Here is a 17803-nt window from a genome sequence, read left to right on the forward strand (position 1 = left end):
GATCGCCCCTGGGTTCACGTGCCTCGCACGGCTCGGCAACAGCACTGAGTCCGGAGTGAGTTCTTCCTCACTCCGGCGCGAGCGGCTCCGCTCAGACCGATTTCTGCTCGGTGCGGGGCTCGGTGGCCTGCTGCGTCGGCTGCTGCGCGGCGGGCAACTGCGGTGCGGGCTGCTGAGCCTGCGCGCCGCTGGTTGGCGCGTTGCTCTCGTTCTGCATCTGACTGACCTCGCTCTTGAAGATGCGCAACGATCGGCCCAAACTGCGGGCCGCGTCGGGCATCCGCTTCGCGCCGAAGAACATCACGAAGACCACCGCAATGATCAGCCAGTGCCAGATGCTCAGACTGCCCATGATCTACCTCCCAAGACTGTGATGTTTCGATGCTACCGGAGGGTGACGTGCGCGAACGCCGCCGTCACCGCTCGTTCGCCCTGCGTTCGGGCGGGGCGCCCGCCGCTGCGGCCCGCAGTTGGCCGAGCAGCTCCCGTCCGGTCCACGCGCGCCTGCCGCCCTGCTCGGCCGCGACGATCAATTCGATCAGCCGCTGATTCACCGGCGTCGGCATCCCGACCATCGCGCCCAGTTCGACGATTTCCCCGCACAGCCAGGATATTTCGGTGGTACGGCCCAGCTCCAGGTCGTCCGCCATGGACGAACGCGCCATCGGATCGATGGCCAGCACCTGCCCGGCTACCCGCCGGAAGAGGCCGTCGGGAACGGTCAGCAGCGCGGCCATCACCCGGGGCGGCAGTGGGGTCAGCCGGGCGGGGCGAATTCGCGCCTTGTTCATCACCTCGAGCGCTTCGCGCTGGGTGAGCGCGAGGCAACGGCGGTAGTCCCGGTCGGCGAGTTCTTCCCGCAGCGGGCGCCCCGACAGCGCGTTGACCGGGTTGTTCAGGTTCAGCAGCAGCTTCGCCCACTGCACCGGCCGCAGGTCGGGATACCGGCGCAGGCCGAGCCCCGCTCGCTCGAATACGTCCAGGAACGGTGCCAGAGCCGGATCGTCCTGTACCGCGAGACCGCCCTCGGTGCCGCGATGGAAACGCCCGCCGGGGTGGTGCACGACGTTGAACATCACCATTCCGGCCAGGACCACGCAGTGCGGCAGGATCTCCCGGATCACCGAGTCGTTGCCGATGCCGTTCTGCAGGCTGAGCACGACGGTGCCCGGCCGGATCTTGCCCGCGAGGTCGCGCACCGCCTCCGCCGTCGCCGCCGATTTCACCGTGACCAGCACCAGGTCCGCCGAGCCGACGTCATCCGGTTCGGTGGCGCGGTGGAATCGATCCGGCGGCAACGCGTCGTCGCCGCCGTCGAGGTCGGTGAGCCGGAGCCCGGACGCGCCGAGTTCGTCGAGCACGCGCCTGCGGCCGACCAGGGTGACCTCCGCGCCCGCTACACCGAGCTTGCCGCCGACGAAGTTGCCGATGCTGCCCGCGCCTACCACCAGCACACGACTGTTCATGCTGGTAGGGCCTCTGCCTTCCTCATCTGGCCTCCAGGTATCCGGCTTCCTCGTAGGCGGCCAGCGCGGCGTTCGACCGCTCACGCACCGCCGCCACCAGCTCCGGCGGGCCGAGGACGGTGACACCCGCCCCGAAACCGAGCAGCAGGCGGGCCATCCAGTCCAGCGTGGCGAACCGCATGGTCGCCTCCAGGCTGCCGTCGGGATGCACCGCCAGCCGATGCATCGGGTACTGATCCAGCACCCAAGCGTAATCGGCGTGAATCCGCAAGCGCGCCAAGGCGACCGCGGGATCGTCCTGGAACAGGTCCAGGCCCGCCGTCGCGTCGGTGGCATGCACGGGCGGCCGGGCGAGTTCGTCCAGCTCGGTCGCGGCCTCGATCCGGTCGAAGCGGAACAGCCGCACCCCCTCGGCCTGCCTGCACCACGCTTGCAGGTAGCTGTTGTCGTCCACGAGGACGATGCGGATCGGGTCGACGATGCGTTCGGACACCACGTCGCGACTGGCGGAGTAGTACACCAACCGCAGCGCACGGCCGAGCGCCAGCGCCGACCGCACGGCGGCCACCGCGGGCGCCTCCGGCGGCGGGGTTCGCGACCGCCCGTTCTCCGCGAGTTCCGCGCCGCCCGCGATCGCCGCTTCGATCTTCGCGATGGCCGCGTGGGCCGCCGTCGGGTCCACCATGCCGGGCATGTCGACGATCGAACGCAGCGCGACCAGCAACGCGGTCGCCTCGGTGGAGGTCAACCGCAACGGACGGTCGATGCCTGCGGAGAAGGTGACTTCGATGCTCTCCTCGGAGAACGACAAGTCGATCAGGTCGCCCGGACCGTACCCGGGAAGCCCACACATCCACAGCTGATTGAGGTCGCTCATCAACTGTTTGGTGGTCACGCCCAGGTCGGCGGCGGCCTCGGCCGCGCTGATGCCCGGGTGGGCGATGAAGTACGGGATCATGTTGAGCAGCCGGGACAGCCGGACCGAGAGCCGCGAGCTCATGCCCGCACCTCCGTGCGGTCGAACACCGAACGCAGCCGCGCGATGACATCGGCACGCAGCGACTCGGGGGCGAGTACCACGGCGTCCGGGCCCAGGCCGGTGATCAGCCGGGCCAGCCAATCGCGGGATCGCACCGGAAGCTCGACGACGGCGCCCGTACGGCCGCCGACGACGCGCTCACCGGTCACCTGGCCGAGCCTGCGGATCTCCCGCCCGCGCCCTTCGGCCACCCAGACCGTCGCCGAGCCGCTGACCGGCGCGGTGCTGGTGACCTGGTCGACGATGGCGCGCAGGTCGACGCCCTCCGGCTTGTGGACGGCGTTGCGCGGGCCATACGCGGTCACATCGTCGCCGATGCGGGACAGCCGGAAACTGCGCACCGCGTCCCGGTCCCGGTCGTGCCCGACCAGGTACCAGCGGCCGTGATGGGTGACGACGCCCCACGGTTCGACGTCGCGCATGAGATAGGGGGCGTTGATCGCGCCGCGGTGCTCGAACCGCACCGCCTGGCCCGCGTCGATCGCGGCGAGGAGTTTGCCGAGCACGGGTTCGGAGCCCCGAGCGCGGGCCGGAACCGCGGGCACGGACGCCACGGCGGCGTCGGTTTCCACGTGGATGCCCGCCGCGCGCAGTTTGAGCAACGCCCCCTCCGCGGCGGCGGCGAGTTCCGGCGATTCCCACATCTGCACGGCCACCGCGACGGCGGCGGCCTCCTGATCGCTCAGATCGATGTCGGGGAGCTCGTAGGCGTCGCGGTTGATCCGGTAGCCCTCCACCGTCGAGTACCGGCTCACCGGACCGACTTCCAGCGGAATCCCCAGATCACGCAGTTCGTTCTTGTCCCGCTCGAACATCCGGCTGAACGCCTCGTCGCTGGCGGAGTCCTCGTATCCGGCCACGCTCACCCGGATCCGCTCGGCGGTCAGGAACTGCCGGGTCGACAGCAGCGCGATGACCAGATTCATCAGCCGCTCGACCTTGGATATCGCCACCCGATAGAGGGTAATCTGCGCAGCCGGGCTGTGTTGGTTCGGCCGCTACTTCGTAGCGGCGTGTTCGCGGCCCTCTCATCGCTCGCGTTCGCGCGACCGCCGCTTGCTCCTTCGTCGCCTACGCGGCGGCCGCGTGCGCGGACCATCAGTCTTCCGACAAATAGCGCTCGACCTTCTCCACCTTGGCGGTCATCGCATCCGTCACGCCGGGACGGATGTCGGCCTTCAACACCAAGCTGCAGCGTGGAGCGACGGCGAGGATGGCGTCGGTCGCCTGTTTCACGACGGCCATCACCTCGTCCCATTCGCCCTCGACGGTGGTGAACATGGCATCGGTGCGATTGGGCAGTCCGCTGGCGCGCACCACGCGGACCGCTTCGGCGACGGCGCGCCCGACGTCGACGCCGGTCCCGAGCGGTGTGACGGAGAAGGCGATGATCATGCCTCGATCATGCCCGCACGCCAGACTCGTCTTCGCGACGAGGCGATAGACCATCGCTCGAACGCGAGCCACACGGTCAACCGCTTGCGCCCGATATCCAAGCACACGACCGAACGAACTGCCGTCTGGACAGCAGTGTTCAGATCGAAACTTCATTCACCGAAGCGCCCAGCGCACCTCGACCATAGGTTTCGAGCGAAGCGAGACCGAGCCTGTTCCGTTCGCGAGCCACCAGGGGGCCGCGAACACCCAGCGCCGCAGGCGCTGGAAAACCGACACGGCAAATTACATCGATGCGATCAGACGATCTACGCGCTCGTCGACCGAACGGAACGGGTCCTTGCACAGCACGGTGCGCTGCGCCTGGTCGTTCAGCTTCAGGTGCACCCAGTCGACGGTGAAGTCGCGGCCCGCCTCCTGGGCCGCGGTGATGAAGTCACCGCGCAGCTTGGCCCTGGTGGTCTGCGGCGGGGTGTCGACCGCGGCGTCCACGGCCTCGTCCTCGGTGACCCGCTTGGCCAGGCCCTTGCGCTGCAGCAGGTCGAAGACGCCGCGTCCGCGCTTGATGTCGTGATAGGCCAGATCCAGCTGGGCGATCTTGGGATCGGACAGCTCCATGCCGTACCGGTCCTGGTAGCGCTGGAACAGCTTGCGCTTGATCACCCAGTCGATCTCGGTGTCGACCTTCGCGAAGTCCTGCGCCTCCACCGCGTCCAGGGTGCGGCCCCACAGGTCGACCACCTGATCGATCTGGGGATCGCGGTCCCGATTGCGCAGATGCTCCACGGCGCGGGCGTAGTACTCGCGCTGGATGTCCAGGGCGCTGGCCTGCCGACCGCCTGCCAGGCGCACCGGGCGCCGACCGGTCAGGTCGTGGCTCACCTCGCGGATCGCGCGGATCGGATTGTCCAGCGCGAAGTCGCGGAACGAGACACCCGCCTCGATCATCTCCAGCACCAAGGCGGCCGTGCCGACCTTGAGCATGGTGGTGGTCTCGGACATGTTGGAGTCGCCGACGATCACGTGCAGGCGGCGGTACTTCTCCGCATCGGCGTGCGGCTCGTCGCGGGTGTTGATGATCGGCCGCGAGCGAGTGGTCGCCGAGGAGACGCCCTCCCAGATGTGCTCGGCGCGCTGCGACAGGCAGAAGGTGGCGGCCTTCGGCGTCTGCAGCACCTTGCCCGCGCCGCAGATCAGCTGACGGGTGACCAGGAACGGCAGCAGCACGTCGGAGATCCGGGAGAACTCGCCCGCGCGCACCACCAGGAAGTTCTCGTGGCAGCCGTAGGAGTTGCCCGCCGAGTCGGTGTTGTTCTTGAACAAGTAGATGTCGCCGCCGATGCCTTCTTCGGCCAGACGCTGCTCGGCGTCGATCAGCAACTCTTCGAGGACCCGTTCGCCCGCACGGTCGTGGGTCACCAATTGCGCCAGGTTGTCGCATTCCGCGGTCGCGTACTCCGGATGCGACCCGACATCGAGGTAGAGCCGGGCACCGTTGCGGAGGAACACGTTCGAGCTACGGCCCCAGGACACCACCCGGCGGAACAGATACCGGGCCACCTCGTCGGGGGACAGTCGACGGTGACCGTGGAAGGTGCATGTCACACCGAACTCGGTCTCGATCCCCATAATTCGTCGCTGCACACCATCGACATTACAGCCAAGTCGAGGTCTTGCGTGGGGCACCGAACAACCCGTATGCATACGTCTTCACAACGATTTGGCCCGCTTTGTCGGAATTTGCCCGGGTGAAACGCCGGTTTCGCCGGAGGATGCACAGTTCGGCCCGGCCCCGGACATGCCGATACGGCCCGCGAACCAAGCGTCGTTCGCGGGCCGTCGAGGTCGTCGGCCCGGCGGATCACTCCGCCGACGGAGTCTCCTTCGCCGACGGTTTCTCATCCTTCGGCTCGGAGCCGGTCTCCACCACCGCGGGCTTCTCGACCGCCTCCGCCGGACTCAGCAGACGCTCCAGCGTGGCGTTGGGCACCCGCCGGAACGCCCGGCGCGGACGCGCCTGCTCCAAGGTCGCGACCTCGAGCGAGCTCACGCCCAGCACCCGCTTCTCCTTCTCCGCGCCTTCCGGAACGCCCGCCTGCAACGCGCGCACCGCGACGCCGACCGCGGAGGCCAGGTCCAGACCCGGCTGGTACGACGACTTCAGCGCGGTGACGATCGGCTCCGTGGTGCCGCCCATCACCACGAACTCGCGCTCGTCCACGATCGACCCGTCGAAGGTGATCCGGTACAGCACCGATTGCGCGGCCTGCTCCGGATAACCCACCTCCGCCACACAGATCTCCACCTCGTACGGCTTGAGCTGATCGGTGAAGATCGTGCCGAGCGTCTGCGCGTAGGCATTGGCCAGCGCCCGGCCGGTGACATCGCGGCGGTCGTACTGATACCCGCGAATGTCGGCCTGCAGGATGCCGCCCCTGCGCAGATTCTCGAACTCGTTGTACTTGCCGACCGCGGCGAACCCGATGCGGTCGTAGAGCTCACTCACCTTGTGCAGCGTCGCGGACGGGTTCTCCGCGACGAACAGCACACCCTTGTCATACGTCAAGACCACGACGCTGCGCCCCCGAGCGATGCCCTTGCGCGCGAGCTCGGTCTTGTCGCGCATGATCTGCTCGGCCGACGCGTAGTACGGCAACGTCATGATCAGGCGCTCCCTTCTTCGGCGGCCTCGCGGTCGGCGACGATGCCGCGGGTGATCTCCGCCAGCCGCGACTCGGTCACCTCGACCGCACCCTCCTCATCGATCACGATCGCCGTCGGGAAGATGCCGCGCACCAGATCCGGGCCACCCGTCGCGGTGTCGTCGTCGGCCGCGTCGAACAGCGACTCGACAGCGATGCGCAACGCGCGATCCTGATCGATTCCCTTGGCGTACAACTTCTTCAGCGAGGACTTCGCGAACATCGAGCCGGAACCGACCGCGGCGTACCCGAATCGCTCCTCGCTGCGTCCACCCACCACATCGAACGAAACAATGCGGCCCGCCTTGTCGGCATCGGTGGCGTCCAGGTCGTAGCCGACCAGCATCGGCACCACCGCCAGACCCTGCAGGGCCGCGGGCAGATTCTCGCGCACCATCTTCGACAGCTTGTTGGCCTTGCCGTCGAAGGTCAGCGGCACGCCCTCGAGCTTCTCGTAGTGCTCCAGTTCCACCGCGAAGATCCGCACCATCTCCACCGCCATGCCCGCGGTGCCTGCGATGCCCGCCGCGGAATAGCTGTCGGTGATGTAGACCTTCTCGATATCCCGGCTGGCCAGCAGGTTCCCCTGGGTGGCACGGCGGTCACCGGCGATCAGCACACCGCCGCGATAACTCACCGCCACGATGGTGGTGCCGTGCGGAGCGATCTCCTTCGCGGAAGTGCCGCCGGGGATTCCGGCGGCACCCTGTCCGAACCTGTTGCTGGGCAAAAGATCCGGAGCATGCATGCGGAGATAGTCGGAGAAGGAAGAAAGGGCGTACCCCAGGTGGAGACGCGAGGGGTCACCGACTGTCACTGGCCACCTTTCTGCACGTACGCGCGGACGAAGTCCTCGGCGTTCTCCTCGAGCACGTCATCGATCTCGTCGAGCAGGTCGTCGGTTTCCTCCGCCAGCTTTTCGCGGCGCTCCTGACCGGCGGCGTCTACACCGTCGGGGCCCTCGTCCTCGTCGCCACCCCCGGCGCGCTTGGTCTGCTCTTGTGCCATGGCAGCCGACCTCCTCTGTCCTCACCATGATCGGGACCCATGGTGAGCACGGTCCCGATCATGAGCATTGTCCGTGCTCGTCCCTCAACACTACCTACCAGCACCGACAGTGTGCCTATTTTGTGTGGCGGTGTTGGTCTCGCGCAGGTGGACTATGTCGTCAGCTGCTCCACCAGGTCCGCGGCGGTGGTCACGCCGTCGAGGAGTTTGCCGACGTGGGCCTTGGTGCCGCGGCGGGGTTCCAGGGTGGGGATGCGGACCAGGGAGTCGCCGCCCAGGTCGAAGATCACCGAGTCCCAGCTGGCCGCCGCGATGTCGGCGCCGAAGCGGCGCAGGCATTCGCCGCGGAAGTAGGCGCGGGTGTCGGTGGGCGGGTTGGTCATGGCGTCGAGGACCTGCTGCTCGGTGACCAGCCGCTTCATCGAGCCGCGGGCGACCAGGCGGTTGTAGAGCCCCTTGTCCAGGCGCACGTCGGAGTACTGCAGATCCATAAGGTGCAACTTGGGGGCCGCCCAGCCGAGGCCCTCGCGGCTGCGCATGCCCTCGAGCAGGCGCAGCTTGGCCGGCCAGTCGAGCAGGTTCGCGCACTCCATCGGATCGCGTTCGAGCAGGTCCAGGACCATCGCCCAGTTCTCGATGATGTCCTGGACGCGCTTGTCGTCGTTGCCGGTGCGGTCGACGAACTTGATCACCCGGTCCAGGTAGACGCGCTGCAACGCGAGACCGGTCAGCTCGCGGCCGTCGGCGAGCGCGACCGTCGCCCGCAGCGTGGGGTCGTGACTGATGGTGTGCACCGCGGTGACCGGGCGGGCCAGCTGCAGATCCGACAGGTCCTCGCCCGCTTCGATCAGGTCGAGGACCAAGGCGGTGGTGCCGACCTTGAGGTAGGTGGACATCTCGGCCAGGTTGGCGTCACCGATGATGACGTGCAGCCTGCGGTATTTGTCGGCATCGGCGTGCGGTTCGTCGCGGGTGTTGATGATGCCCCGTTTGAGCGTGGTCTCCAGGCCGACCTCGACCTCGATGTAGTCCGAACGCTGGGACAGCTGGAAGCCCGCGTGGTCGCCGGACTGGCCGATGCCGACCCGGCCGGAGCCGCACACCACCTGGCGGGACACGAAGAACGGCGTGAGCCCGACGATGATCTGGTTGAACGGGGTGTCCCGGCTCATCAGGTAGTTCTCGTGGGTGCCGTACGAGGCGCCCTTGCCGTCGACGTTGTTCTTGTACAGCTGCAGCCGCGGAGCCCCCGGCACGCTCGAGGCGTGCCGCGCGGCGGCCTCCATCACCCGCTCGCCCGCCTTGTCCCAGATCACCGCGTCCAGGGGGTCGGTGACCTCGGGCGCGGAGTATTCCGGGTGGGCATGGTCGACGTAGAGCCGGGCGCCGTTGGTGAGGATCATGTTCGCGGCGCCCACCTCGTCGGCGTCGATCACCGGCGCGGGACCGTTCATCCGGCTCAGGTCGAATCCGCGGGCGTCGCGCAGCGGCGACTCCACCTCGTAGTCCCAGCGCGTGCGCTTGGCGCGCGGCACGCCCTCCGCCGCGGCGTAGGCCAGGACCGCCTGGGTCGAGGTGAGGATCGGGTTGGCCGACGGCTCGGTCGGGGTCGAGATGCCGTATTCGACCTCTATTCCGATGATGCGCTGCATGGCATCGAGCCTAAGTCACGCACCCGGCCCGACCCCCCGCGACCGGCGGAGTCCAATGTCATACCGCAGGTGGTACTTCCGGAGGACCCCTCGCGGCGCAGGTCGGCGCGATAGTCGGGACATGTCCGAATCGATCGCAGCCCGCCGCCTGGAGACCGCCGAGCAGCATCGCCCGTCGCCTCCCCCACCACCCGCGCCCGCCCGGCTCGTCGCATTGGACGTGCTACGCGGGATCGCGATTCTCGGCACCCTCGCCACCAACATCTGGATCATCACCAACCCGGAGGGGCTGGTCGGGTATCTGCACGACATGGGTGGCGAGGCCGGCGGATGGACGTGGACCGAGCGCGTGCTCCAGCAGCTGGCGCAGGGCAAGTTCCTCGGGCTGCTCACCGTCATGTTCGGCATCGGCCTGGCCATCCAGCAACGCTCCGCGACCGAGGCCGGGCGCCGCTGGCCGGGGAAGTACCCCTGGCGGGCGGGCTTGCTGTTCCTGGACGGTCTGGTCAACTTCGTTTTCGTCGCCGAGTTCGACGTCCTCATGGGGTACGCGGTGACCGGACTCGTGGTCGCGTTCGTGCTCGCCACCGGTGCGCGGGCGCGGCGGCGCTGGCTGGTGGGCGCGGCGGCCGTGCACGTGTCGCTGTTGACGCTCATCGGGCTCGCTCTGGCGTTCGCGCCGAGCCAGGACGCGCAGGCGCGTCGTGCGCTGGACCCGAATCCGTATGCGGACGGCTCGTTCTGGGAGCTCGCGGCGTTCCGGCTCGGCAACGCCGGGCTGTTCCGGATGGAGACGATCTTCGTCTTCGCGATGTCGGTCGCGCTGTTCCTGACCGGCGCCCGGCTGTTCCGGGCGGGCGTGTTCGGCCCGGAAGGCGCGCGACTGCGCAAGCGGCTGATGATCCTCGGCTTCGGCGTCGCCGCGCCGATCGACCTGGGCGTCGGCATACTGGGCGGTGGCGACCTCATCCTGTTCACCCGGTACGGCAGCGCGCCGTTCGTCTCTCTGGGCATTCTGGCCGCGGTCGCCGAGTGGTACCTGCGGCGTCCCGGCGCCGGGTTCGCCGGGCGTCGGTTCACCGAGATCGGCCGCACCGCGCTCAGCTGCTACATCCTGCAGAACCTGGTGGCATCGATGCTCTGTTACGGCTGGGGTTTCGGACTCGCGGCGCGCGTCTCGCCCGATGACCGTGTCCCGTTCACCGTCGGTGTCTACGTGCTGGTATCGCTGATCATCGCCTGCGGAGCGCACCTGTGGCTACGACGCTTCGAGCGCGGGCCGGTGGAGTGGTTCTGGAACGTGAGTTTCCGAACGCTGGCGCGGGAACGCTGAAACGCCATGATGCCCGTATCCCAGGGCCGGGGATACGGGCGTGCCCATGCCGTCGGCTCCGTTGTGGCGCAGGGCTTGTCGTACCCGCACATGCCGCGAAGGCCGGCGGCCCCGGCGCGCGGCAGCCGCTACCGTCGTGCTGTGACGCTTGCCGACCGCTACCCCTTGCTGCACACACCGGCTCACTGGGCGTGGGGCGACCTGGATGTCCGGTTCTCCACCACACTCCCGTCCGACGAACTGGTCACCAATATCCACGTCGTCTGTTTCGTCGGCGACGAGATCGTGCTCTGTCGCGACGATCGCGACGTCTGGCTGATTCCGGGCGGCACCAGGGAACGCGGCGAGTCGATCGACGCCTGCGTGCGCCGCGAACTGCGGGAGGAGGCGGGCGCACGCCCGGTCGGACCGATCCGATGGTTCGGCGCGCACCATGCGACGAGCAACGGTCCGGCACCGTATCGCGAGTGGCAGCCCCATCCGCACAAGGCGTGGCTGTGGTGCACCGCGGACGTGGTGCTCGAATCCGCCCCGACCAATCCCGACGACGCCGAGCAGATCCTCGAGGTGCGCACCTTTCCCGTAGCCGAAGCGATGCGACGGGCCGGATCCGACGGCGAGCACCTGAGCGAACTGGTGGCATTGGCGGTCGAACTCCACCGGCCGGAGCGTCCCGAGTGATGTAGGCGGCCGGCCGCACATACTCGGCCGCCGCCCACCGGTGGGATCGGTGCAGAATCGAAGGATGGCAACGGCAACTTGGCACGGCCGCGTCCTCGCGACCAGCAATGACACCATCATCGTCGAGGGCAATCACTACTTCCCGCCGGACTCGATCCGACCGGAGTTCTTCCAGCCCTCCGACACGCACAGCTACTGCCCGTGGAAGGGCACCGCCAGCTACTACACCGTAGTGGTCGACGGAGACAGCAACACCGACGCCGCCTGGTTCTACCCGGAGCCGAAGACCAAGGCCGCGCAGATCAAGGACTATGTCGCGTTCTGGCGCGGCGTCGAGGTGACGGAGAGCTGAGCGGCGTCTTTCGCTGCGAGCAATCGAGTGGCGAACTCATGATCGATGCCGGAATCCGGTCGTAGGCGCGGCCGTGCGGTGATCGGCGGGCCGGGGCGGCGGCTCGGACCGCACTGCCCCGGCGAACGGCGGCAATCGGAGGAATCGGGAATACCGCCTGCGCGAAACCGATACGCTCATCCCAGGATTCAGCGCGAGTGTCTCAGCCGGGAGCATCCCATGATGAAGGCTCTGGTCACCAACGGCTTCTCGATGGCGCCTGGCGGCGCGGCGGACGAACCGGCGCGAGCGGGTGTCGCGCTGCTCCGGCCGGGGGTGCTGGCTTTCGCCGGATCGGTCGGTCCGACGGAGTTACACGCGCATCACGCGGTGCAGATCGTCGCCGCGAGCACGCCGATCGTGGTGGTGGACGGTAGCGGCGTCCGCAAGCAGGGCACCCACGTCATCGTGCCGACCGACGCGCCGCACCGGATCGACGTAGGCGCCGCGCACGGCACGGCCGTCTACCTCGACCCCGAGACGGCCGCCGGTGCGGCGGCGGATCGCAGAGCGCACCTCAACGGCTGGGTCGACAGCGCCGACGCCCTCGGCATCACCGCCGGTGGTGGAGACCTGACCGCGCAGGTCACCGCCGTCGTCGACGATCTGCTGCCCCAGGACGGCGCGTCCGGCGCGAGCGAGCGGCACGCGGTGATCACGGCGGCCCTGCAACTGCTGCCCGCACTGGTGCGCACCGGGTCGGTGCGGGGCGCGGATGTCGCACGACAGTTGGGTATTCCCGCGCCCCGACTGTCCCACCTGTTCACCGAGCAGATGGGAATTCCGTTGCGCCGCTATATCCTCTGGCTGCGGCTGCACATAGCGCGGACCCGCGCGCTGGCCGGAGACGACCTCACGACCGCCGCGCACGCGGCCGGTTTCTCCGATGGCGCGGATCTCACCCGCACCTGCCGCCGGACGTTCGGGCTGTCTCCATCGGTGCTCAGCCGCACCAGCGAATCGGTCCCGGACGCATAGCGGCCGGGACGGCTCGCCTTCCGTATCAGTCCGCCGGACGGGACTCGACGTAGTAGTCCGCCGAGATCGTCTTCAGCATCTGCCGCACGCCGAGTGGCGCCCATACCGCGGAGGGGTCGTGCCGCACGACCGGATCGGTCAGCTCGACCACATGGCCGCGGGTTTCCAGGGCGAAACCACCGGCCGCGCAGATGTTCTTGACCCAGTCGACATTCCGGCCATACGTCAGCGCGATCCGGTAAGCGCCGTCCTGCTCGAAGACCATGACCGGGGTGCGGTAGGACCGGCCCGACTTCCTGCCCTTGTGCAGCACGATGCCGAACCCGGGCGCGCGTCCCGCGACCAGGCCCGCGGTCGGATTGGTGACATGCCGGTTGAAATTCGCCAGTGCGTGCGGAAGCACCATGGGCGGCGATCCTCTCTCCCTGTGGCCTGCGGTGTTCACGTTACTCTCGACCCATGTCCGCTCCGCCGCCTCATCGCGAGCCGCCCCACACCGGAGATCCGAGCGCGGAAACGATCGCCATCTACGATGCGGCGGGCAACCCGGTGGGGGCCGCCGAGCGGGCCACGGTCTACCGCGACGGATTGTGGCACGCCAGCGCGGGGGTGCTCCTGCGCTCCGGTGACGGCGAGCGCGTCTACGTGCACCGCCGCACCGACACCAAGCTCGTTTTCGCGAGCATGCACGACTGCCTGGCCGGTGGTGTGGTCGCGCCGGGCGAAGCGCCGCGCGAGACGGCCCTGCGCGAACTGGCCGAAGAACTGGGCGTCACGCCGAACCCCGCCGACGTCTCGCCCGAACCGCTGGCGACGGTCTCCTGGGACGGCGAATGGGCCGGTCGGCCGATGCGGTGTCATCTGTTCGCGTACGAGTCGCGCTACGACGGGCTGGTTCGCCACCAACCCGACGAGATCGCCGCGGGATGGTGGTGGACCGACGCCGAACTGCTGGCGCGTCTGGCCGATCCGGACTGGCCGTTCGTCCCGGACACCCGCCTGCTGATCACGGATCTGCTGATCGGCGCCCGGTCAGCGGCAGACGACGGGACGAGGCCCTGATCAGCTGGACGAGGCGACGGAGGCGGCCCAGGCGGCGAACGCGCCGGGATTGCGTGTCTGCAACAGCACCCGGCCGGGGCCGGTGAAATCGAAGACGAAACCCTCGCCGGACTTCAACGACTGGATCGATCGACCCGAGACCGCTCGCCGGATGCTGAAATTCATCGCGAGGTCGTAGGCGACCACGTGCCCGGTGTCGATCGTGATCGGCTCGCCCGGTTGCAGATCGATCACATCGATCGCGCCGAACACGCCCACCACGATCTCACCCTCGCCGTGCGCGCGCAGACCGAATCCGCCTTCGCCGCCGAACAGATTGGCGAACCCGCCCCACTTGCTCTCCACTTGCACACCGTGCGAATTGGCGATCCATCCCCCGCGGCTGATGAAGAAAGGCCGATCCGGCGTGATCTGCAAGTTCAACATGTCGCCGGGAAGCGCGGGCGCCACGTCGACCCACCCGCCCTGCGGCGGCGCGGTGAACGTCGAGACGAAGAACGACTCCCCGGCCAGCACCGACCGCTTCAGTCCGGCCAGGATGCCGCCCTCGGCTTTGGCCTGCAACGTGACTCCCGCCGAATGAGCCACCATGGCGCCGCTCTCGACCCGCATCGGCTCGCCCCCGGCGAGAAAGCACCGCGCGACGGCGGCGGCGGGACTGTGGCGCAGTTGTACTTTCATGTCCGCCGACCCTACCGCCGAATCCCACACGGCGGGAACGGGTGTCAGAGCAGATCGCGCAGTGCGTCGTCGTCTCGGGCCACCACCGCCCCGCCGTCGGCGGTGAGCACGATCGGCCGCTGGATCAGCCCGGGATGTTCGACCAGCGCTTCGATCCAACGGTCCCGGTCGGCGGCGGTCCGCGCCCAGCTCGCCATGCCGAGGTCCTTGGCGATCTGTTCGCCGGTGCGGGTGATGTCCCAGGGTTCGGCGTCCAGCCGCCGCAACACCTCACGCAGCTCGGCGGCCGTCGGCGGCTGGTCCAGATACTTGCGCACGGTGTAGTCGACACCGGCGTCGTTCAGGAACGCGGTGGCGTTGCGGCTCTTGCTGCACCGCGGGTTGTGCCAGATCTCGGTCTGCCCGGAAGTCATGTACGCAGGGTACCGAGGACGCGCACCCGGGCCGCCCGGCGCCCACTGGCGGATCTCGGACGTCGCGCCGCCGAGCGCCGCGTGTGCTCCGATACTGGAAGCCATGACTGAGCACGCGTCGCCCGAAAACCCCTACGGCACACCGACCACATCCGGTCCCGAGCGCATCCCTTCGTATCAGGGCGTGATGAATCGGGTCGTCCGCGCGCTGCTGCGTGTACCCGGGCTGTCCGGCGTCGTCGGCAAGCGGCTGATGATCCTGCACGTCGTCGGGCGCAAGTCGGGGAAGGTCTACGACGTGCCGCTGGCCTACACCCGGCACGGCGACACTCTGCTGATCGGCACCGCCCTGCGCCCGTGGGTGAAGAACCTGCGGGCGGGCGATCCGGTGCGGGCCTCCTTCGGCGGCGAGCCGCGCACGTTCGACCCGGTGGTCCACACCTCCGAGGTCGACGTGCTGCGGCTCTACGAGATCGTCGCGCGGGACAACAAGCAGAACGCCAAGTACAACGGCATCGGCTTCACCGCCGACGGCTCACCCTCCAGGGCCGATATCTACCAGACCTGGCAGCAGGGCGGCGTCGTGGTGGAACTGACGCCGCACTGAGCGGCCGGTCAGCTCGCGACGTAGCCGTCGGCCACGTCGAGCACTTCGTCGACGATCTCGAGGCCGGTGCGCAGTTCGTCGGCCGTCGTGGTCAGCGGCGGCGCGATCTGAAAGCGATTGCCCGCGTTGAACGGCCACAGCCCGCGTGCCTTGGCCGCGGCGGTGACCGCGGCCATCGGCTCGGCGTCCGCGCCCGCCGCCGCGAACGGGATCAGCGGCTGTCTGCTGCGCTGGTCCCGGACCAGTTCCAGCGCCCAGAAGAAGCCGAGTCCACGGACCTCGCCGACGCTCGGATGACGACCGGCGAGTTCGCGCAGGCCTTTTCCGAGCACATCAGCGCCCACCGCCCGTACGTGATCGAGGATGCCCTCACGCTCGAAGACCGCGATCGAGGCGACACCCGCCGCGCAGGCCAGCGGATGACCCGCGTAGGTGAGACCGCCCGGATACACCACATGGTCGTAGCGCTGCGCGATCCGCTCGGCCATGAGCACGCCACCGAGCGGGACGTAGCCGGAGTTCACCCCCTTGGCGAAGGTGATGATGTCCGGCTCGACGCCGAACGCCTGTACCGCGAACCATTCGCCCACCCGTCCGAATCCGACCATCACCTCATCGGCGATGTAGACGATGCCGAACTCGTCGCACAGCGCTCGCACGCCGGCCAGATAACCGGGCGGCGGGACGAGCACACCGTTGGTGCCGACCACCGTCTCCAAAATCAACCCCGCGATGTGCTGCGGGCCCTCGAGCTCGATGACCTGCCGCAGGTGCCGCAGCGCGGCGGCCGTCTCTTCCTCGGGAGTCGTCGTGCCCCACGGTGACCGGTAGGGGTAGGGGCCGAAGAACCGCACCACGTCGACGTTTGTCGGTTCCGCGCCCCAGCGGCGCGGTTCCCCGGTCAGGCCGATCGCGACGCCCGTGCCGCCGTGGTAGGAGCGGTAGGCGGCGAGCATTTTCGTCCGCCCGGTGTAGCTTCGCGCCAAACGCACCGCGTGCTCGACGGCCTCGGCGCCGCCGGTGGTGAACAGGATCCGGTTCAGCTCGCCGGGAGCCCGCTCGACGATCAGCCGGGCCAGTTCGCTGCGGACGTCGTTGCCGACCGTCGGCGAGATGGTCGCCAACCGCTGCGCCTGGGCGACGATCGCCGCGACGATGTCCGGATGCTGGTGGCCGATGTTCACGTTGACCAGCTGGGAGGAGAAGTCCAGATAGCGCTTGCCGGTGTCGTCCCAGAAGTAGGAGCCGAACGCCCCGGTGATCGGAGCCGGGTTCAATTCGGCCTGTGCGCTCCAGGGATAGAAGACATGATCGGCCACGCTAGTCGCTCCCTTCGGTCGACTTGGTCGTGGTCACGAGGGAAGCGAGACGAGGCAGCACCGATTCACCGTACGCCGCCAAAGTCGCGTTCTTCGCGTCGTGCTGGAGATAGACGGCGAACTGGTCCACACCGAGCCTTTTCAGCTCCCGCAACCGGGACAGCTGGTCGTCGGGCGTGCCCAGCAGGCAGAAGCGGTCCACGATGGCGTCGGGCACGTACTCGGCATGGACATTGCCCGCGCGTCCGTGCAGGTTGTAGTCGTAGCCGCGCCTGTCTTCGATGTAGTCCGTGAGGGCAGCCGGGATGCCGCCTGCCGTACCGTATCTCGCCACCATCTCCGCCACGTGGTTGCCGACCATCCCGCCGAACCATCGGCACTGTTGCCGCGCGTGCGCCTGCGCCGCGTCCGTCCCGTCGGTGACATAAGCGGGTGCGGCGACGCAGATCCGCACCGCCGCCGGGTCCCGGCCCGCGCGCTCGGCCGCGGCGCGCACCCGGGCGACGGTCCATGCCGTGATGTCGGGGTCGGCCAGTTGCAGAATGAATCCGTCGGCCACGGCACCGGTCAGCTCGAGTGCGCGTGGCCCGTAGCCCGCCACCCACACGTCCAACCGGGAGTCGGCCGCCCACGGCAACCGCACGACCGTGTCGTCCACTCGCGCGCCGCGACCGTTGCCCAGTTCGCGGATCACCTCGATCGATCGGCGCAGCGTGGCCAGCGTGGCGGGCTTGCCGCCCAGCGTGCGCACGGCCGAGTCGCCGCGGCCGATCCCGCATACGGTGCGATTGCCGAACATCTCGTTGAGCGTGGCGAAGGCCGACGCGGTCACCGTCCAGTCCCGAGTGGCCGGGTTCGTCACCATCGGACCGACCATGATCTTGCGGGTGGCGGCCAGGATCTGGCTGTAGATGACATAGGGCTCCTGCCAGAGCAGATGCGAGTCGAAGGTCCAGACGTGGGAGAACCCATATGTCTCCGCGAGCCTGGCCAGTTCGATCACACGCGAGGCCGGGGGCGTGCATTGCAGCACCACACCGATGTCCATGCGGCACTTCTCCGTTCCGAGGATCGAA

General features: G+C 68.5%; 21 protein-coding genes. 6 read left to right on the forward strand and 15 right to left on the reverse strand.

Translation table 11 applies throughout. The annotated features are described in order from the left end of the window. Positions 1 to 91 precede the first annotated feature (91 nt). The 10 genes from tatA to dop all read right to left on the reverse strand — a co-directional run bounded on the left by tatA (position 92) and on the right by dop (position 9262). On the reverse strand, positions 92 to 352 hold the full coding sequence (gene tatA, locus ACIHAX_RS20195; RefSeq protein ID WP_355077567.1) for a Sec-independent protein translocase subunit TatA: 261 nt from the start codon (positions 350 to 352) through the stop codon (positions 92 to 94). A gap of 64 nt (positions 353 to 416) precedes the next feature. Beyond that, entirely contained in the window at positions 417 to 1466 is a 1050-nt protein-coding gene (locus ACIHAX_RS20200) for a 2-dehydropantoate 2-reductase (RefSeq protein WP_356962063.1), read from the reverse strand. A 22-nt stretch (positions 1467 to 1488) separates the two neighbouring features. Beyond that, positions 1489 to 2466, reverse strand: coding sequence for a YafY family protein (locus ACIHAX_RS20205; protein ID WP_355077564.1), 978 nt, complete (start codon positions 2464 to 2466; stop codon positions 1489 to 1491). Then, positions 2463 to 3458 (reverse strand): YafY family protein, encoded by a 996-nt coding sequence (locus tag ACIHAX_RS20210; protein WP_355077562.1) that lies wholly within the window; start codon positions 3456 to 3458, stop codon positions 2463 to 2465. The genes ACIHAX_RS20205 and ACIHAX_RS20210 overlap by 4 nt, the downstream gene beginning before the upstream one ends. A gap of 145 nt (positions 3459 to 3603) precedes the next feature. After that, the gene (locus ACIHAX_RS20215) at positions 3604 to 3900 is read right to left on the reverse strand and encodes an MTH1187 family thiamine-binding protein (protein ID WP_356962060.1); all 297 of its coding nucleotides are present in this window, start codon (positions 3898 to 3900) and stop codon (positions 3604 to 3606) included. 285 nt (positions 3901 to 4185) lie between these two features. Beyond that, entirely contained in the window at positions 4186 to 5544 is a 1359-nt protein-coding gene (gene pafA / locus ACIHAX_RS20220) for a Pup--protein ligase (protein ID WP_174186519.1), read from the reverse strand. Positions 5545 to 5761: 217 nt separating this feature from the next. Then, on the reverse strand, positions 5762 to 6562 hold the full coding sequence (gene prcA, locus ACIHAX_RS20225) for a proteasome subunit alpha (RefSeq protein ID WP_397279002.1): 801 nt from the start codon (positions 6560 to 6562) through the stop codon (positions 5762 to 5764). A gap of 2 nt (positions 6563 to 6564) precedes the next feature. Further along, positions 6565 to 7419, reverse strand: a complete 855-nt coding sequence (prcB, locus tag ACIHAX_RS20230; protein WP_355077558.1) for a proteasome subunit beta — start codon at positions 7417 to 7419, stop codon at positions 6565 to 6567. Then, a complete protein-coding gene (locus ACIHAX_RS20235; protein ID WP_014986166.1) occupies positions 7416 to 7610 on the reverse strand; it encodes a ubiquitin-like protein Pup in 195 nt (64 codons plus the stop codon). Before ACIHAX_RS20235 ends, prcB begins: the two co-directional genes overlap by 4 nt. A 152-nt stretch (positions 7611 to 7762) precedes the next feature. Continuing rightward, positions 7763 to 9262 (reverse strand): depupylase/deamidase Dop, encoded by a 1500-nt coding sequence (gene dop, locus ACIHAX_RS20240; protein ID WP_039798407.1) that lies wholly within the window; start codon positions 9260 to 9262, stop codon positions 7763 to 7765. A 121-nt stretch (positions 9263 to 9383) separates the two neighbouring features. Here dop and ACIHAX_RS20245 point away from each other — a divergent pair, with 121 nt between their 5' ends. The 4 genes from ACIHAX_RS20245 to ACIHAX_RS20260 all read left to right on the forward strand — a co-directional run bounded on the left by ACIHAX_RS20245 (position 9384) and on the right by ACIHAX_RS20260 (position 12645). Continuing rightward, complete coding sequence (locus ACIHAX_RS20245) at positions 9384 to 10595, forward strand: DUF418 domain-containing protein (protein ID WP_397279004.1); 1212 nt, start codon at positions 9384 to 9386, stop codon at positions 10593 to 10595. A 141-nt stretch (positions 10596 to 10736) separates the two neighbouring features. Then, on the forward strand, positions 10737 to 11276 hold the full coding sequence (locus ACIHAX_RS20250; RefSeq protein ID WP_355077553.1) for an NUDIX domain-containing protein: 540 nt from the start codon (positions 10737 to 10739) through the stop codon (positions 11274 to 11276). A 64-nt stretch (positions 11277 to 11340) separates the two neighbouring features. After that, positions 11341 to 11628 (forward strand): DUF427 domain-containing protein, encoded by a 288-nt coding sequence (locus ACIHAX_RS20255; RefSeq protein ID WP_355077552.1) that lies wholly within the window; start codon positions 11341 to 11343, stop codon positions 11626 to 11628. Positions 11629 to 11847: 219 nt separating this feature from the next. Further along, positions 11848 to 12645, forward strand: coding sequence for a helix-turn-helix domain-containing protein (locus ACIHAX_RS20260; RefSeq protein WP_364428315.1), 798 nt, complete (start codon positions 11848 to 11850; stop codon positions 12643 to 12645). A 25-nt stretch (positions 12646 to 12670) separates the two neighbouring features. Here the strand turns inward: ACIHAX_RS20260 and ACIHAX_RS20265 are convergent, their stop codons facing one another. Beyond that, entirely contained in the window at positions 12671 to 13051 is a 381-nt protein-coding gene (locus ACIHAX_RS20265; RefSeq protein ID WP_355077548.1) for a nitroreductase family deazaflavin-dependent oxidoreductase, read from the reverse strand. A gap of 53 nt (positions 13052 to 13104) precedes the next feature. Here ACIHAX_RS20265 and ACIHAX_RS20270 point away from each other — a divergent pair, with 53 nt between their 5' ends. Beyond that, positions 13105 to 13707 carry an NUDIX domain-containing protein gene (locus ACIHAX_RS20270; protein ID WP_397279007.1) on the forward strand — a complete coding sequence of 201 codons (603 nt, stop codon included), beginning with the start codon at positions 13105 to 13107 and terminating at the stop codon, positions 13705 to 13707. Here ACIHAX_RS20270 and ACIHAX_RS20275 read toward each other — a convergent pair whose 3' ends face one another. Continuing rightward, positions 13708 to 14388: a TIGR00266 family protein gene (locus tag ACIHAX_RS20275; RefSeq protein WP_195080044.1), complete on the reverse strand. Its 681-nt coding sequence runs from the start codon at positions 14386 to 14388 to the stop codon at positions 13708 to 13710. It abuts the gene before it with no gap. Between the two features lie 44 nt (positions 14389 to 14432). Next, positions 14433 to 14801: an arsenate reductase family protein gene (locus ACIHAX_RS20280; protein ID WP_364428320.1), complete on the reverse strand. Its 369-nt coding sequence runs from the start codon at positions 14799 to 14801 to the stop codon at positions 14433 to 14435. Positions 14802 to 14904: 103 nt separating this feature from the next. Here ACIHAX_RS20280 and ACIHAX_RS20285 point away from each other — a divergent pair, with 103 nt between their 5' ends. Next, positions 14905 to 15408 carry a nitroreductase/quinone reductase family protein gene (locus ACIHAX_RS20285; RefSeq protein WP_397279009.1) on the forward strand — a complete coding sequence of 168 codons (504 nt, stop codon included), beginning with the start codon at positions 14905 to 14907 and terminating at the stop codon, positions 15406 to 15408. An 8-nt stretch (positions 15409 to 15416) separates the two neighbouring features. Here the strand turns inward: ACIHAX_RS20285 and ACIHAX_RS20290 are convergent, their stop codons facing one another. Together ACIHAX_RS20290 and ACIHAX_RS20295 are read right to left on the reverse strand one after the other, a co-directional pair. Next, entirely contained in the window at positions 15417 to 16727 is a 1311-nt protein-coding gene (locus ACIHAX_RS20290) for an aspartate aminotransferase family protein (RefSeq protein WP_355077538.1), read from the reverse strand. A gap of 1 nt (position 16728) precedes the next feature. Beyond that, positions 16729 to 17775 (reverse strand): TIGR03842 family LLM class F420-dependent oxidoreductase, encoded by a 1047-nt coding sequence (locus ACIHAX_RS20295; RefSeq protein ID WP_397279011.1) that lies wholly within the window; start codon positions 17773 to 17775, stop codon positions 16729 to 16731. Positions 17776 to 17803 lie beyond the last annotated feature (28 nt).

This window comes from Nocardia sp. NPDC051929, from assembly GCF_044548645.1.
Taxonomy (GTDB): domain Bacteria; phylum Actinomycetota; class Actinomycetes; order Mycobacteriales; family Mycobacteriaceae; genus Nocardia; species Nocardia sichangensis.